Source organism: Levilactobacillus zymae DSM 19395 (genome assembly GCF_001434115.1).
Lineage (GTDB): Bacteria > Bacillota > Bacilli > Lactobacillales > Lactobacillaceae > Levilactobacillus > Levilactobacillus zymae.
Map to the genome: position 1 here is coordinate 84370 of NZ_AZDW01000032.1, position 14944 is coordinate 99313.

Annotated in this window: 13 protein-coding genes and 1 riboswitch; of the genes, 9 read left to right on the forward strand and 4 right to left on the reverse strand. The window is 55.7% G+C overall.

Annotated elements, in window-relative coordinates:
* Window positions 1-15: 15 nt before the first annotated feature.
* The gene (locus FD38_RS07190; RefSeq protein ID WP_057732753.1) at window positions 16-582 is read right to left on the reverse strand and encodes an ECF transporter S component; all 567 of its coding nucleotides are present in this window, start codon (window positions 580-582) and stop codon (window positions 16-18) included.
* Window positions 583-662: 80 nt separating this feature from the next.
* Window positions 663-754: riboswitch (TPP riboswitch) on the reverse strand.
* A gap of 264 nt (window positions 755-1018) precedes the next feature.
* Between FD38_RS07190 and FD38_RS07195 the strand changes: the two genes are divergently transcribed.
* The 7 genes from FD38_RS07195 to FD38_RS07225 all read left to right on the forward strand — a co-directional run bounded on the left by FD38_RS07195 (window position 1019) and on the right by FD38_RS07225 (window position 8370).
* On the forward strand, window positions 1019-2194 hold the full coding sequence (locus tag FD38_RS07195) for a D-alanyl-D-alanine carboxypeptidase family protein (protein WP_057732755.1): 1176 nt from the start codon (window positions 1019-1021) through the stop codon (window positions 2192-2194).
* A gap of 248 nt (window positions 2195-2442) precedes the next feature.
* Window positions 2443-3612, forward strand: coding sequence for a D-alanyl-D-alanine carboxypeptidase family protein (locus tag FD38_RS07200; protein WP_057732757.1), 1170 nt, complete (start codon window positions 2443-2445; stop codon window positions 3610-3612).
* Window positions 3613-3760: 148 nt separating this feature from the next.
* A complete protein-coding gene (locus tag FD38_RS07205) occupies window positions 3761-4588 on the forward strand; it encodes an HAD-IIB family hydrolase (protein ID WP_057732759.1) in 828 nt (275 codons plus the stop codon).
* A gap of 75 nt (window positions 4589-4663) precedes the next feature.
* Entirely contained in the window at window positions 4664-5965 is a 1302-nt protein-coding gene (locus FD38_RS07210; RefSeq protein ID WP_057732761.1) for a PTS transporter subunit EIIC, read from the forward strand.
* Window positions 5949-6767, forward strand: coding sequence for an alpha/beta hydrolase (locus FD38_RS07215; protein ID WP_057732763.1), 819 nt, complete (start codon window positions 5949-5951; stop codon window positions 6765-6767). Before FD38_RS07210 ends, FD38_RS07215 begins: the two co-directional genes overlap by 17 nt.
* 54 nt (window positions 6768-6821) lie before the next feature.
* The gene (locus FD38_RS07220) at window positions 6822-7637 is read left to right on the forward strand and encodes a Cof-type HAD-IIB family hydrolase (protein WP_057732765.1); all 816 of its coding nucleotides are present in this window, start codon (window positions 6822-6824) and stop codon (window positions 7635-7637) included.
* Between the two features lie 79 nt (window positions 7638-7716).
* Complete coding sequence (locus FD38_RS07225) at window positions 7717-8370, forward strand: hypothetical protein (RefSeq protein WP_225430769.1); 654 nt, start codon at window positions 7717-7719, stop codon at window positions 8368-8370.
* Between the two features lie 124 nt (window positions 8371-8494).
* On the opposite strand, the gene FD38_RS07230 is transcribed toward FD38_RS07225, so the two are convergent.
* Window positions 8495-9451 carry a nucleoside hydrolase gene (locus FD38_RS07230; RefSeq protein WP_057732769.1) on the reverse strand — a complete coding sequence of 319 codons (957 nt, stop codon included), beginning with the start codon at window positions 9449-9451 and terminating at the stop codon, window positions 8495-8497.
* Window positions 9452-9642: 191 nt separating this feature from the next.
* Here FD38_RS07230 and FD38_RS07235 point away from each other — a divergent pair, with 191 nt between their 5' ends.
* Entirely contained in the window at window positions 9643-10686 is a 1044-nt protein-coding gene (locus FD38_RS07235; RefSeq protein WP_057732771.1) for a PrsW family intramembrane metalloprotease, read from the forward strand.
* On the opposite strand, the gene FD38_RS07240 is transcribed toward FD38_RS07235, so the two are convergent.
* Window positions 10671-11429: an alpha/beta hydrolase gene (locus FD38_RS07240; protein WP_057732773.1), complete on the reverse strand. Its 759-nt coding sequence runs from the start codon at window positions 11427-11429 to the stop codon at window positions 10671-10673. The genes FD38_RS07235 and FD38_RS07240 overlap by 16 nt on opposite strands.
* 47 nt (window positions 11430-11476) lie before the next feature.
* Between FD38_RS07240 and FD38_RS07245 the strand changes: the two genes are divergently transcribed.
* Window positions 11477-12469, forward strand: coding sequence for an NAD(P)/FAD-dependent oxidoreductase (locus FD38_RS07245; protein ID WP_057732775.1), 993 nt, complete (start codon window positions 11477-11479; stop codon window positions 12467-12469).
* A gap of 133 nt (window positions 12470-12602) precedes the next feature.
* Here the strand turns inward: FD38_RS07245 and FD38_RS07250 are convergent, their stop codons facing one another.
* Entirely contained in the window at window positions 12603-14693 is a 2091-nt protein-coding gene (locus FD38_RS07250; protein WP_057732900.1) for an LTA synthase family protein, read from the reverse strand.
* Window positions 14694-14944: the final 251 nt, after the last annotated feature.

Genomic DNA, 14944 nt, shown 5'->3' on the forward strand with positions numbered 1-14944 from the left:
TAGGTTCCTCCAGTACTAAGCGTTTGCGCGTGGGGACAAGACGTGAGCGCGGCTCAACAGGTTGGTGATGAGCTTGGTCAGGACGCCCCCGAAAACAAAGACGGAAATAAAGCGGGTGATGAGTAGGACCATCATAAATCCGAATTGGTACTTGTTGTACCCACTGCGGAAGAAGTCCCACCCGAAGGTGACTAACGTGGTGGTCAGGGCGCTGAGCACCAGGGTCAACCAGTTATAACGTTTGTAGCCGGTGAGTACGAACCCTAATTCGGACCCGACCCCTTGGACGATCCCGGAAATCAGGGTTGCGGCGCCCCACATGCCCCCGAGAAACATTTCCACTACGGACCCCAAGAGTTCGCCTAACGTGGCGGCACCGGGGATGCGAATGACGAATCCCGCTAGCGGACCGGCCATGCACCAGAGGCCTAACAGTAAATCGTTAGCCATGGGTTGCAGGCCGAACGGGGCTAAAGCCGCGCCTAAAACGGTATAGAGCGGACCGGTCACCCAGAAAATGACCCCCATAAAAATTGCCAGAATCGTGACTAAAATAATATCTTTAACGTGCCAACGTGCCATAAAATTGTCTCCTCCTCAATTTTTGCCGCTGGGCTACCCCGAACGTGAAAAGCCCCCACTAAGTTGATAGTGGGGGCCAATTGCTTGATAAGTCACCGTCCCTTCGCTGGAATTGTCCAGAGCAGGTTCAATGGGTTTGATCTCAGCCGTACGGGCACCCCAGTCGGATTTAAATTACTCTTAGCGTAACCATTCTCCCGGTAAAATGCAACCGCTAACGGGGGACAATCGTAACCAAGGATTTAGCTGTTGAGGGCCGGAACGGTCCTGATGAAAAACAGTGCCACCCGCCAAACGGTCCGGACCAATTAACGACTTGGGTGCCCGTTGCCTCGAGTGGTAAACTGATAAATGGTCGAATAATTCGGTATTTTGGTTAATTAGCCAATGGATTAGTCACCCAAAATTTAGACTATTCAAAGAAGGATCTCGAATCATGCAAAGTTGGCAGTTGAAGTTAGTTGGTTATGGCGCGGTCTTAGTCGCCGGCGGGGGCTTTGGTTTGGGCCTGGGGCGACCGTTGCCCGCTCAGGCCGCGGCGTACCGGACGGTGGCCACGCAGAAGATCGCCAAGCACGCCTATCACCGCAAGGGACAGCACGGGGCGGTCTACAATCGGGCCCACACCAAACGAGTCGCCAGTTTACGGGCTTACCCGCACACGACCTGGTACGCGACCCAGAAGGCCACGCTCCGGCACGGGCACGCTAAAGGGGTTTATCTGTACGTGGCCAACGCCAGTCGTTCCGTGAAGGGGTGGGTCTGGCACGGTTACCTGAAGCGCGGCAAGGCAGCCTTTCATCTGAAGTACGCGAAGGGCGCCGTGGCCCTAGATGCTAATACCGGGAAAGTGGTCTGGGCGAAAAACGCTAACCACGCGCGGCCGATTGCCTCGACCAGCAAGATTATGACGCTCTACTTAACGCTCAAAAAAGTTCACAGCAAGTCGGGGAGTTGGCACAGTATCGTGAAGACCAATAGTCGGGGCCTGATTGCCATGGGAAAGAATTCCTCGGTCGGGGGCTTTCGGTTCAAGGCGCACCATAAATACACGGTCAAGGAACTCTACTACGCCGCTTATCTGGATTCTTCGAACAACGCGGCCATCGCGCTGGGCAAGTGGGTCGCCGGCAGTAACGCTAAATTCATCCGGCAGATGAACGCCCAGGCCAGGGCTTGGCATCTCGGTCACGCCAAGTACGTGTCGGCCTCGGGACTGGAAAATAGTGACCTGCGGCGGTACGGCTATGCGTACGGCACGGCTAACGCCAACGAGGTTTCACCCAAGGACCTGGCTATCGTGGCCCGGCACCTGATCACCAAGTACCCGCGGGTCGTCGTGGACGGCAAAATCGGGGCCAAGACCGTCAACGGTCAGCTTTGCTACAACTACAACAATCTGCTTCCGGGACGGAAATACTACCGCGCCTCGCTGAACGTGGACGGTCTGAAGACCGGGTACACGCCGCTAGCGGGCTACTGCTTCGTGGGCACGGCCGTGCGGCACGATAAGCACCGGGTCATCACGGTGGTCCTGCACGACGAGAACGAATTTACCGAAACGCGGTCGTTGATGACTCACGCGTTTGCCGCGAAGGAAATGAATTATTAAGATTTGCCGCAAAAGCGAATTAGTCACTGGATTAATCAGCCTATGCGTGAACGGGACGTCGACCAACTGGCCGCGCCCCGTTTGTTTTGAGGGAAGGTTAGCTGAACGAACCAAATGCCGCCAAGGGGTGGATTACAGGGAGATTACGCGCACGACAGGGGGATTACAAAGCCTCGGCAGGCGTGTTGTTTTCGCGAGGAACGTGCTAAATTGGAAATAACTTATCAAAACCAGAAGGGACTCATGACATGACAGTTCGTAACTTAAAGTTCGGGGCCTTGGCGTTCGTCGCCACGCTGACCCTGGGCGTCGGCTTGACCCATCCCCAGACCGCACAGGCGGCCACCTACACCACGGTCTCGTCGAAAACCCTCACCAAGACGGTTTACCACAAGAAGAGCACTAGCGGCGCACTCTACACGCAAGGCCATTCCCGGAAAGTTGCCGCCCTCAAGACCTACCCGAATACCACCTGGTACGCCACTAAGCAGGCCACGTGGAAACACGGCAATTCGAAGGGCATTTATTTGTACGTCAGCAACAAGGCCGGTTCCGTGAAGGGCTGGATCTGGCACGGCTACCTGACCAAGGGGACCGCGCCGTTTGGGTTGAAGTACGCGAAGGGCGCCGTGGCGATGGACGCCAGCACCGGGAAGGTCGTCTGGTCCAAGGCGGCTAACACGGCGCGGCCAATCGCCTCGGTCTCGAAGATCATGACCCTCTACTTGACGCTGCAGAAGGTCAACAGCTCGTCGGGGAGTTGGAACGACGTGGTCGACACCAGCAGTAAGGGCTTGATCGCCATGGGGAACGATTCCGCGTGCGGGGGCTTTAAGTTTAAGACCGGCCACAAGTACACGGTCAAGGACCTCTACTACGCCGCCTACCTGGATTCGTCCAACAACGCCGCCATCGCGTTGGGCAAGTGGGTCGCCGGCAGTAACGCCAAATTCATCCAGAAGATGAACGCCCAGGCCAAGAGCTGGGGCTTGACGCACACCAGTTTCGTGTCGGCGTCCGGGTTGGAAAATAGCGACTTGAAGACCTTCGGGTACAACTACGGGTCCGCTAACGCCAACGAAGTGTCCCCTAAAGACGTGGCGACGATTTCCCGGCACCTGATCAACGATTATCCACGGGTGGTCACCGACGGGAAAATCGGCTCCAAGAGTGTCGATGGTCAGTCGTTGTATAACTACAACAACCTCTTATCCGGTCGGAAGTACTACCAAGCCTCGCTGAACGTCGACGGCTTGAAGACCGGGTATACGCCACTAGCGGGCTACTGCTTCGTGGGGACCGGTCAGAAGAGCGGGAAGCACCGGGTGATTACGGTGGTCCTGCACGATGAAAATGAATTCACGGAAACGCGGTCATTAATGAATCACGCGTATAAATCCAGCAGCATGACTAGCTAATTTGATTTATAAGATAGGGACCTTCGCGCACTCACTGGCGAAGGTCCCTTTTTTGACGTTGACCGGGGCAAGGGTTAGTCGTTGCGTCCCTGAGGAGAAATCGGTATGCTGAAAGTACTTTCATGGACGCTTAGGGGGATTGAAAATCATGTTACCACGACTCATTGCAACCGACTTAGACGGCACCTTTTTAGATCCGCAGGGGGCCTACGATCACGCGCGCTTAGACCGGACGTTGCGGGCCTTGGCCCGGCACGGCAGTCACTTCGTGGTGGCGACCGGCGACCCGCTGGACCACGTGCAGGACTTGTTCGGTGGGCTACAAGAAGCGGCGGCGCTGACCTACGTGGTCGAAGACGGGGCGCTGACGGCTACGGGACAAGGAACGGTTTTACAGACCCGGCCGATTCCGGTGAACCTGGTGCACGCGGCGGTGACCTGGATTCAAACGGCCCCCAGTTTTGCGGGGAATTTTCTGATCAGCTGCGGGGTGACCCGGGCCTACACGGAATTACCGGCGGCCGGGAAGCGGTTCGCGGCGTCCCGGGCGTTTTATCCTAGCCTGACGCACGTGGCGGACCTGACCCGGGTGAATGCGCCCATCCTGAAATTGGACGTGACCTGGCATCATCTGGACGTTCAACCCCAGGTTGCGGCCTTTAACCGGCATTTTGCGGGCCAACTGGTCGCGACCAGTAGCGGCTTGGGTGGGCTGAACGTGTCGTTACCGGGCGTCAGCAAGGCCACGGCCGTGCAAGTCTTAGCCCAAGACTGGCACCTGTCGCGTACCCAGGTGGCGGCCTTCGGGGATTCCGGCAACGACCTTGCCTTGTTACGGTGGGCCGGTCAGAGCATTGCCGTGGCCAACGCGGCCCCCGAGGTCTTAGCCGTAACGACGACCCACACCCCCCAGACGAACGCGGCACCGGTCGTGCTGGACCAGATTGACGCGTGGCTGGCGGCGTTTGAGGAGTGACCACCCTAACCGATCGCCGTGGGGGCGATTCACCCGACTGACGGGTTACAATCGATAGCGATGGGGGTGCGGTGCATGGCAGAACAAGTGAGTCGACTCGGCCAGTGGGTCATTGCGGGAGAACTGCGCTGGCGCAAGTTGCGACAGGTCCGCGTGGTGCTGACGGCGCTACGGGTGATTTTTCCGTTGGTGCTGATTGGGACCTTGGCCGATCTGGTGAACCGGAGTTGGTTAACGCCCACGGGTTACTATTATCAGACGTTACACGTGACCACCTGGCTCTTGCGTCGGACCCGCTTACAACAGGGCATTTTATTGATTCAAACGGGCGCCCTGGGGTTGGCTGTGTTGGGGGTGGCGTTTGCCGTGAGCTACCTCTTGGTGGCCGGTGTGACGCGGCGAACCAGTGACCGGTTGATGGGCGGGGGACTAGCCGTCCTAGCCCTGGAATTTTTAAACGTGACCCCGGCCACCTTACGCGCGGGCCGGCCCCTCGAGTGGGCGGCAATGAATTTAGGCCTGCCGGGGCTAGCCCTAGGCATCGTGGTCGGACTATTGGTCGGCAACCTTTATCGCTGGGGCGTTCGGCGCTGGCACCATCCCAGTGATGCGCTGATTCGGCCGCTCACGTTGGGCACCTTAGGTGTGCTGTTGACGGCGTTCGTGAGCTTATTATGGCTGATGCGGGGCCCTGTGGACACCACTTTCGGGCCGGCCGCCTGGTTGCGCTCGACGTTGACCGGTGCGAGTGACTGGCCCGCGCTTTTAGGCGTGAGTGTGCTGAATGGTGGGGTCGCCTGGTTAGGGAGCTTGAGCCCACTGCCGAGTACCCCGCAACAGGCTGCGATGGCCGCCCAGAATCTGGCGACGGTCTTAGACACAGGTAGCTGGCACTTGCCCCACCCGCTGACGGGCCAAACCATCTTGCAGGCCTACGCTAACATGGGTGGGCCGGGGATGACCCTGGGCTTACTGTTGGCCATCTTTTGCGTGACCCACAACGCCACACAACGGCACGTTGGGTGGCTGAGCGTGCTGCCCGTGCTAGGCAACTTTAACGCACCTCTCTTGGTGGGCTTACCGGTGGTGTTAAGTCCGGTGTTCCTGTTGCCGTTCTTGTTAGCTCCAGCGGTCTGCTTATCGTTAAGCAGCCTCTGCCTAGCGTTGCACTGGGTTCCCGCCTCGGCCTACGCGTTTGCCGTGGGGACGCCCGGTCCGCTGATCAGCTATCTGGGGACCGGCGGCGCTTGGTCGGCGCTGGGATTAGCCGTGGTTAATCTCGGGTTGAGTACGGCCATTTATTACCCCTTCGTGAAGTGGGCGGCTATGGCCGATCGACAGCTGTCTGAGGAGGCGACCAATGATGCGATGGGTTAAACGTTATCGGGGGTTAGGCGTGATTTTGGCGGTAATCCTGTTACTCAGCGTTCCCGGTCTGTTCTGGCGATCGGAGCAGACCCGGGCCGCGCGGGCTAACTACCGGAGCGCCATGGCCCCGGTGATTCTGGTGCCGGGGTCGAGCGCCACGCAGAACCGGTTCAACCAGCTGGTCAAGGAACTGAATACCCAGACCAAGACCCAGCACAGCCTCTTACGTGTCGAGGTCAAAACCAACAATCAATTGGTCTATAGCGGGGCGATTCGGCGGGGCGACCGGCAACCGTTTATCGTCATCGGGTTTCAGAACCGAGCCGACGGGTTGACGAACATTCGCAAGCAAGCGGCCTGGTTTGCCGTGGCGTTTCAGGCCCTCCAAAAGACCTATCATTTTAACCACTTCTCGGCCATGGGGCACTCGAACGGGGGACTGGTGTTGACGTTGTTCATGGAAAACGCGATGGCGAAGACCGGGGCCCACGCCGACCGGTTGATGACCATCGCCTCGCCGTTCAACCTTGAGGAAGCCGACCCCAAGGTGGATACGCCGATGTTCACCCAATTGGTGGCCGGCCGCCAGCATCTTTCTAAAGACCTGGTCGTCTATTCGTTAGCCGGCAGCCAGTCGTATACCGGCGACGGTATCGTTCCGTTTGACAGTGTTGATCGGGGTAAATACATCTTTCAAAAACAGGTCAAGAGCTTCACGCAGATCACCGTGAGTGGGGCCAACGCCAATCACGCTAATTTGCCGGAAAACCAACAGATCGTCCGTCTGATTCGCCAGGATCTTTTGGACTAGAGGTTCACTTTTAAAATCGTAACGAGTAGACTGAGGTTAACTGGAGGTTAGACCATGATCAAGATGATTGCGCTCGATTTAGACGAGACGTTACTGAATACCGATAAGACGATTAGCGAGAAAAACGTTGCCACCCTACAACGCCTGCATCAGGCGGGCATGAAGGTGGTCTTGTGCACCGGCCGGCCGATCAATGCCATCTGGGGCTACATTAAGCAGTTAGGCTTAACGACCCCGGCCGACTTTACGATCACCTTTAACGGGGCTCTGGTGGTGAACAACGTCACCCGGGAAACCCTGGCCCAGAGCGGATTGAAGCACCGCGATTTTGAACTGTTACACGTATTTGCGGCGGCTAATGGTTATCCGTTAGACATTCTGGACTTCGAACAGGTTTACCCGATTGCCGACTTGACCCCATCCGTGTACCAGCAGATGTTAAAAGCCCCGATGGCCTTTACCCCGACGGACTTTGCCAACTTGCCGGACCACCTCTACAGTAAGGCAGTCATGGCCACGGACGCCGCGGTCTTAGACCAGGTCGTAACCAACTTGACGCCAGACTTGAAGCAGCAGTACCACGTGGTGCGGTCCCAACCGAAGATCTTGGAATTCTTGGCGGCCGACATGGATAAGGCCGTGGGCTTGGGCCAGTTATTGACCCACTTCGGCTGGAACTTTAGCAACCTGATGGCCTTCGGGGATGCCGAAAACGATTTGGGCATGATCAAGGCCGCCGGCGACGGGGTCGCGATGTTGAACGGGCAGCCCGAGGTCAAGGCGGCGGCGAACCATCAAACGCCAACGGCCAATAATGACGCCGGAGTGGCCGCTTATCTGCAACAGGTTTTTGAAGACGCTATCAATTAGTGAAACGCCTTAACTGACAAGTGGGGTCGAATGTGGCACACTAAATGAAACAGCTAAGAAACTTAAGGAGGAAATTGTGATGCGTTTATGGGCGAAGGTCAGCATGACCGTGTTGGTTGCGGGAACCATGGGGGGCGTGTTAACGCCGAGCGTGGCGAGTGCGAAGTCCACGACCAAATTTGTTAACCGAGATCTGCAAAGTTACTACAAGAGTGCTAAGGCCAAGAGTGCCTTTCATTTTGCCACGATTCAATCCACGACGAACAGTAAAAAAGCGGCCACGATGCTGGTCATGGGGGACTTTGGGAGCGACCCCAGCGTGAAATACGGGGCACTGACATCGTTGAAAATGAGCAAGAACAACAAGGTCTTAACCACCAAGTACCGGATATTAAACTTCAAGCAGTCGGGGGATAAAACCACCACGTCGCTATCCAAGAAGACCTACACCTTCAAGTTGACCAAGAAGTCGACGAATAAATTCAGCGCTAAGCTGACGGGGACCAAGGCCAACCGGCGTTTAGGGACCAGTGGGAAGACCTACACGTACACGCGAACCAAGACCAGTCCGGCCAAGGCTTACGCCACGAAGTACGTTCAACCAACGATGTATCAGAAGTACCTGAAGGCGTTTGATTCGATCGACGCCACGCAGGCTCAAAAGGAACAGGTGGCCACCAAGTACGCTAACGATGCGGTGACGACCATGGTGAAGAACTTTAACGTTAAATAGACGCGTGGTTTTAATTCCGGGCTCGAGTAAGTCCGTAAATCGAAAATCAGCCAACAAAAAATCCAGCGGGTCCGCGAAGACCGACTGGATTTTTTCGATTTAAGCCGCAACTAAGCAGACTTAATTAGTTTTGCTTGAAGAGGTTGGTTAAGTAGTCCATGAACGTCTTTAAGTAACGGTCCGTGTCGACTTGGACGGAAACCTTGACGTTCGTTGGTTCGTTCAACCGGTTATCGTCACCGATGGTCCGACCGTAATCTTCCTTACCATACTTGACCAGCATGTTTAGGTCCAAGGTTTGGACGAAGGATGGGTCTAAGGCCACCCCAACGGCTAATGGGTCGTGTAAGGCACAGCCACCCAAGTTGTCGTTGAATTGACGGTAGGCTTCGATGTAGTAGTCGACGATGTCGGCAAACTTTTCACCAGACTTAGTGCCCAGGTCACGCCATTGTTGGGTTTCCTTGCGGGTCAATAAGGTCCGTAAGGTGACGTCCAGGCCAACCATCGTGGAGTGCAATGGGCTGGTCAAAACGGCGTTAGCGGCTTCGGCATCCTGGTTGATGTTGGCTTCGGCAACGAAGGTCACGTTACCGGGAACGGTCAAGGCACCGCCCATGAAGGTCACGTTACCAATTTCCGTGGCGATTTCTGGGGCCTTCTTCAAAGCCGCAGCCAGGTTGGTCATGGGACCAGTGGGTACTAAGGTCAAATCTTTACCGTATTGGTGCACTGCGTCGATCAAGAAGTCCACTGCGGATTCTTTTTCGATGGGCCGCTTCGGGTCGGGTAGGTCGACTTGGCCAATCCCGTTTTCCCCGTGAATGTTGGCACTGACCTGCATCCGGTCGAAGTGGTCACTCGTGGAAGAATGACTTTCCCCCACGTAGACGGGAATATCGGTGTGACCCAATAATTCCAAAATCTTTAAGGCGTTTTTGGCACCGTCTTCAACGTAGACGTTCCCGTAAGAACCCATAATCCCGATTAAATCAACATCCGGGGCCCCCAAGGCGTAGGCGATGGCTAAGGAGTCATCGATCCCAGTATCTAGGTCCAAAATCATTTTACGTTTTGCCATAATTGTGTATCCCCTCTGTAATCCATAGTTGGCTATGCGCCTAACTTAACTATAATGTAACGGGTTACATTCCGCAACCCTCGCCGGCATTTGTTGAAGGCGAGCAGACTTCACGGTAAGATAGGTGGGGACGATTTTTGACCGCAGTTCGGCCTTAGGACCGGCCGCGGTTGCGCAAAGGAGGAGCGCTCTTGGCGAATAAAGAAACGGTCAAGCCGATTAAACGGCGGTTCCATTATCATAATCATCTGTTAGACGACGCCACGAAAGAAATGAACGAGTGGACCGGTGAAAATAAGGTGGTAGAAATCCATCTGTTCGCCATGTTTTCGGAGGTTTTCAAGGCCCATGACCGCGACGATGCCGAATCCCTGTTTATCGTGGGGACGCGTAACACCACGCCGTCGCTCGAGGCGGTCTCCGTGACCCCAGTCAAGCCCTGGTTATTTTCCCGGGTGTTTGCCGTTTTAGGGAGTAGCTTTGTCCTGTTGGCCATTCTTTTTTTGGTCTTTCGGAGCAATAACGCGGTACCGGGGATGATCTTCATCGGGTCGTTGACCGTGCCGTTCTCGTTACTGATCATGTTTTTTGAAATGAACGTGTTTCAAAATCTCTCGGTCTACCAGCTCTTAACGATTTTTCTGGTGGGCGGCATCCTGTCGTTGGTGGCGACCATGATCCTGTATTCCCTGATTCCATCGGGGAACGGGACTTCCTGGGAATCGGCGCTGATCGTGGGATTTATCGAAGAGACGGCCAAAATGTTGGTGATTGCCTTTTTCATCAACCGGTTCCACCTCAACTACATCTTTAACGGCTTGTTGGTCGGGGCGGCCATCGGGGCGGGATTTGCGGTCTTTGAGACGGCGGGTTACACCGGCCAGTACGGTCTGGTCACGTTACTGATGCGTAGTTGGCAAGCCATCGGGACCCACACCATCTGGTCAGCAATCATGGGCGCGGCAATTATTTTAGCTAAAGACCGCCATCAACCCGTGACGGGGAGTAACATGGTAGCCCCGAAGTTCTTACGCTTCTACCTGTTAGCTATCCTGCTACACGCGGCGTGGGACTGGAACGCGCCGTTCGCGGTGTTGGACATGCTCTACTTGCAACAGTGGGTCCTGATCGCCATTGGCTGGTTAGCGATTTATATCTTGGTCAACGCCGGCTTACGGGAGGCCCGGACCCTTCAGGGGCAACGCATCTTAAAGGCGACTCAGTTGGGCCGGTAGAGAAAAGTAGCGATTTCCCGGTCGACCGGGCCACTTTCGTGTAAGAGCGAGTGTTCGACCTGCCAGAGGTGACCGTGCATGATTTTAAAGTGGTAGCTGGCCACGTGGCCGCGCACGAGCGAGTCGAGCCGGCGGGCGTCACTTAACGGCACCTCACCGTCGTTGGAGACCGCATCGATCATACCGGCAAGGTTCAAGACCCGCAATTGCGGGTACTGCTGCGTTAACGGGGCAATTCCCGGAAAGTCGGCGCCGATGCACACCAGGTGAGTGACGGTCACGGGCGCCGGGTGCGCAAGGTTCAGGTAGGCCAGGGCGATGGTTCCGCCGGACGAATGACCCACGAAATTCACGTGGGTGATGTGGTAGCGGGTGGCCAGGTCGTTGAGGACGCCGACCAATTGGCGGGCTTCCCGTTGGGGGTGCGTATTATCCGCGAATAAGACGGGGACAACGGGATTATCGGCCCGCACCGCTCGAAGTTGTTCCCAGCTGACGTGCCCGTTGGTCGCCACGTGGGCGGTCAGACTGTGAGTGGCGACGTGCGGTTGACTGAGCGTCAGGGTCATACTGCGCAAAGACAGCCAGTTCCCACCGTCACCGGGTAGCAGTAAAGTTGCCGTTCTGGTCTGTTCCCCGCGAAACTGGTGTAGGGCCCGGTGGTGGGTCGCCCACGCGCCCGTGAGGCCGAAGATGATCACTAGACTGATACCAATGCTGATCCAATAAGCCCGATGGCGCATACCCAGACTTCCTTTCAACTTAAATTTAAAAATATGGAGTGATGAAGATGACTGAAACGTACGATATCACAATTATTGGGGGCGGCCCCGTGGGGATGTTTGCCGCCTTTTATGCGGGGATGCGTAACGCCAAGACCCAATTGGTGGAAAGCCTCGCCGACTTAGGGGGGCAGGTCAACGCCCTGTATCCCGAGAAGACGATTCTTGACGTGGCCGGGTATCCGGCGATTCAGGGTCGGGACCTGATTGCGGCCCAGCGCCAACAGTTGGCCCAATTTCCCCTGACGATTCAAACGGGCGCCCCGGTCACTAACCTGCAACGGACCGCCGACGGGTTTACCGTGACGACGCCCAAGGGCATCACTCACAGTAAAACCGTGATCGTGGCGGTGGGTAACGGGGCCTTTGCGCCGCGACCGCTCAACGTACCCAACGTCGATGGGTTTGTGGCGCGCGGTCAGGTCAGCTACAGTGTGCCGGATAAGGAACAGTTCCGGGGTCAACGGGTCCTGGTGGCCGGCGGGGGCGACTCGGCCATCGACCAGGCCCTGATGCTGGAATCGGTGGCCGACTCGGTCACGCTACTGCACCGACGTAACACCTTTCGTGGCTTAGAGCACATGGTCGACGTTTTGCACCAGTCGAGTGTGACGGTGAAGACGCCGTACCTGATTCGCGAACTGGCCGCTACGGCCGATGGGGCGGTGGACGTGACCATCAAGACGGTCGGCGCCGATACGGAAGAACATGTCATCGTGGATCGGCTATTGATTAGTTACGGTTTCACGTCTGACTACCACGTCATCGAGGGCTGGGACCTAGCCTTTGAGCGGGACCGCCGGTTGATTGCGGTGGATTCGACCATGGCGACCAGCGTTCCCGGCGTCTTTGCGATTGGCGACGGGGCCACGTACACCGGGAAGCAACCGTTGATTGCTACGGGATACGGTGAAGCGCCGATTGCGGTCCACCAGATTATGACGGACTATTTCCCAGACAAGCGCGGTCCGGTTCACAGCACGTCGTTGCGAGAAGGCTAACGGGGTAGTCATTTAGAGACTATCTTAAAATAACTATCTCGGAAACATTCTGCCTATACAATTTAATTATAGAACCAAAAACACCATCCCGGTACTGGAGAACTCTCCAGAATTGGGATGGTGTTTTGCGTGATTACTTACCGCTGGTATCGTCTTGGTTGGTAATCTTGATCCGGTTCGAATCGGTTTCCTTGTGGTTCAGTTCTGGTGCGTCGGTGCTGTACCACTTCTGCGTGGATTTATCACCGTTGCGCGAGAAGAGACTGGTGGACTTCAAGCCCAGTTTGTCTTCGATCTTTTCGGCTTTTTCTAACCCGTCGGCGTAGTTGTAGTCGTTCGGGTCAACGGCCGTAAAGCCCTTCGGGTGGTAGAAACGCAGCAGGTTCTTTTGGTTCAACGAGTCCGAATAGCTCAGGGCTTCGTTGACGTGTTTTTGCATCTTCTCGATGGCCGCCTTTTGCTTGCCGGTCGGGTGGAGTTCCTCGCCGGTCTTATTGCTATAGATGGTGCCATCGACGGACGTGTAGTCGGGACTCTCCCAATCCCGGTTCCGGAAGGCCACGACCTGGTTGTGCTCCTTGGAGAACAGGTCGGTTCCGAACTGCAAGTACTTCTTGGAACTGATCCCCATCAGGTGAAGCAGGGTCGGCAGTACGTCGATTTCACCGCCATACTGGTGTTCCACCTTACCGTGGGTGTAGCCCGGCATGTTGAACATCAACGGTACTCGCTGGAGTTGGGCGTTATCGTAATCGTCCCAGTCGTCGGGGTTGACGCCCAAGACCTTGGCTAAGGCCTTGTTCGACGAATTGGAGATACCGTAGTGGTCCCCGTAAAGCATGATGATCGAATTCTTGGCCAGCCCCGATTTCTTGAGGTAGTGGTAGAATTCCTTGACGGATTGATCCAGGTAGTGAGCGGTCTTGAAGTAGTTATCGACCGTCTTATCGCCGGTGTTAGGCGTCTTAAAGCTGGAATCTTCGCTGTCTAGGGTGTACGGGAAGTGGTTGGTCACGGTCAGATACTTCACGTAAAACGGTTGTTGCAGGTGTTGCAGGTATTTGACGGAGTCGTTAAACAATAACTTATCCTTTAACCCGTAGCCCAGCGACTTATCCCCGGAGGTGTCGTAGTAACTGGCATCGAAGAAGTACTGGTAACCCAGGTTCTTATAGGTGTTACTGCGGTTCCAGAAGCTGGCCACGTTACCGTGGAAGACCGCCGTGGTGTAGCCGGATTGGTCAAAGATGGCGGGCGCCGCCTGGAAGGTGTTGTCGTTCCCTAGTTGCGTAAATAGTGAGCCTTGCGACAGCCCAAAAGTCCCGGTCTCCAACATGGTTTCGGCATCGGAAGTTTTCCCTTGGCCGACCTCGTGGAAGAAGTTGTCGAAACTGTAGGTTGATTTACTGTTGTAGAGTTTATTGAGAAACGGCGTGACTTCCTGACCGTTCACTTTACGGTTCAACAGGAATTGCTGGAAACTTTCCAGGTGAATGACGATGACGTTCTTGCCCTTGGCGACCCCGTAGAGTTTCTTATTCGGGGCGGCGTAGTTTTGGTGCACGAACTTTAGAATGCCGTCTAACTCGGATTTCTTGGCGTGTGAGCGGACTTCGCTGGTGTGTTGGGTCTTGATGCCGTCATAGACGGTAAAGGCGTCTAGCCCCAGGTATTTGACCACGTAGGTCCGATCGAAGGTCCGCGTTAAGAGTTGCGGCCGGTCCATTTCGCCGAGCGTCAGGTTACCGGCGAACAGCAACATGGACAGGGAGGTCACGGCCAGCCCCACGCGTTTGTTGACGGGCCGCGGGTCGATGTAGATGCGCCGGGTGGCCATTAAGACTAAGACCACGACCAAATCTAGCCAGTAGAGGACGTCGTGGGGTGAGGTGAGGGCCAGCGAACTGCCGGACAGGCCTTGATCGACTTTGGAGTAGCCCAGCATGGTACTCACGGTCATGAAATCGGTGAATTCTCGGAAGTAGATCACGTTGATGTAGAGGAGTAACGTGTTGAGAATGTCGATTAAGAATAAAAAGGGATAGAAAAAACGAGCACGTTTAAAATACAGTGCGAGCCCGAAGAGTAGGAGCGTCGTCGCCAGTGGATTCAACAGGAGGATCATAAATTGAAAGGGATCACTGAGGTTTAAGTTGAAGTCGACAAAGTAGGCGACGAGGGTCTTTAGCCAAAACAGGATGACCAGAAGGGCCACAAAGCCCATCCGGGTTCCGGTTCGGGCCCAAATCTTTTTGAAACGTTCCACGATAATTGCTCCTTCGTATCAGGATAATAATGGGCCGAGATGGACTCGGAATCTGACTAGGCGCCGGGGCCGGACAATTGCCCGAACAATCCTGACGGAATAGTAGCCTTATTCTACCATAATTTGCCCCCTGAACTGGCAAACTACGGGGAACCATTTTCCCTATCCTAGCAAAGAACCCCCGGTCCGGCCCAGTTCCGGGGGGAAGT

What these genes read in the sequence shown, in the direction of transcription:
- FD38_RS07190 (WP_057732753.1), bottom strand. Translation starts at nt 582, where the DNA reads ATGGCACGTTGGCACGTTAAAGATATTATTTTAGTCACGATTCTGGCA.
- FD38_RS07195 (WP_057732755.1), top strand. Translation starts at nt 1,019, where the DNA reads ATGCAAAGTTGGCAGTTGAAGTTAGTTGGTTATGGCGCGGTCTTAGTC.
- FD38_RS07200 (WP_057732757.1), top strand. Translation starts at nt 2,443, where the DNA reads ATGACAGTTCGTAACTTAAAGTTCGGGGCCTTGGCGTTCGTCGCCACG.
- FD38_RS07205 (WP_057732759.1), top strand. Translation starts at nt 3,761, where the DNA reads ATGTTACCACGACTCATTGCAACCGACTTAGACGGCACCTTTTTAGAT.
- FD38_RS07210 (WP_057732761.1), top strand. Translation starts at nt 4,664, where the DNA reads ATGGCAGAACAAGTGAGTCGACTCGGCCAGTGGGTCATTGCGGGAGAA.
- FD38_RS07215 (WP_057732763.1), top strand. Translation starts at nt 5,949, where the DNA reads ATGATGCGATGGGTTAAACGTTATCGGGGGTTAGGCGTGATTTTGGCG.
- FD38_RS07220 (WP_057732765.1), top strand. Translation starts at nt 6,822, where the DNA reads ATGATCAAGATGATTGCGCTCGATTTAGACGAGACGTTACTGAATACC.
- FD38_RS07225 (WP_225430769.1), top strand. Translation starts at nt 7,717, where the DNA reads ATGCGTTTATGGGCGAAGGTCAGCATGACCGTGTTGGTTGCGGGAACC.
- FD38_RS07230 (WP_057732769.1), bottom strand. Translation starts at nt 9,451, where the DNA reads ATGGCAAAACGTAAAATGATTTTGGACCTAGATACTGGGATCGATGAC.
- FD38_RS07240 (WP_057732773.1), bottom strand. Translation starts at nt 11,429, where the DNA reads ATGCGCCATCGGGCTTATTGGATCAGCATTGGTATCAGTCTAGTGATC.
- FD38_RS07245 (WP_057732775.1), top strand. Translation starts at nt 11,477, where the DNA reads ATGACTGAAACGTACGATATCACAATTATTGGGGGCGGCCCCGTGGGG.
- FD38_RS07250 (WP_057732900.1), bottom strand. Translation starts at nt 14,693, where the DNA reads ATGGGCTTTGTGGCCCTTCTGGTCATCCTGTTTTGGCTAAAGACCCTC.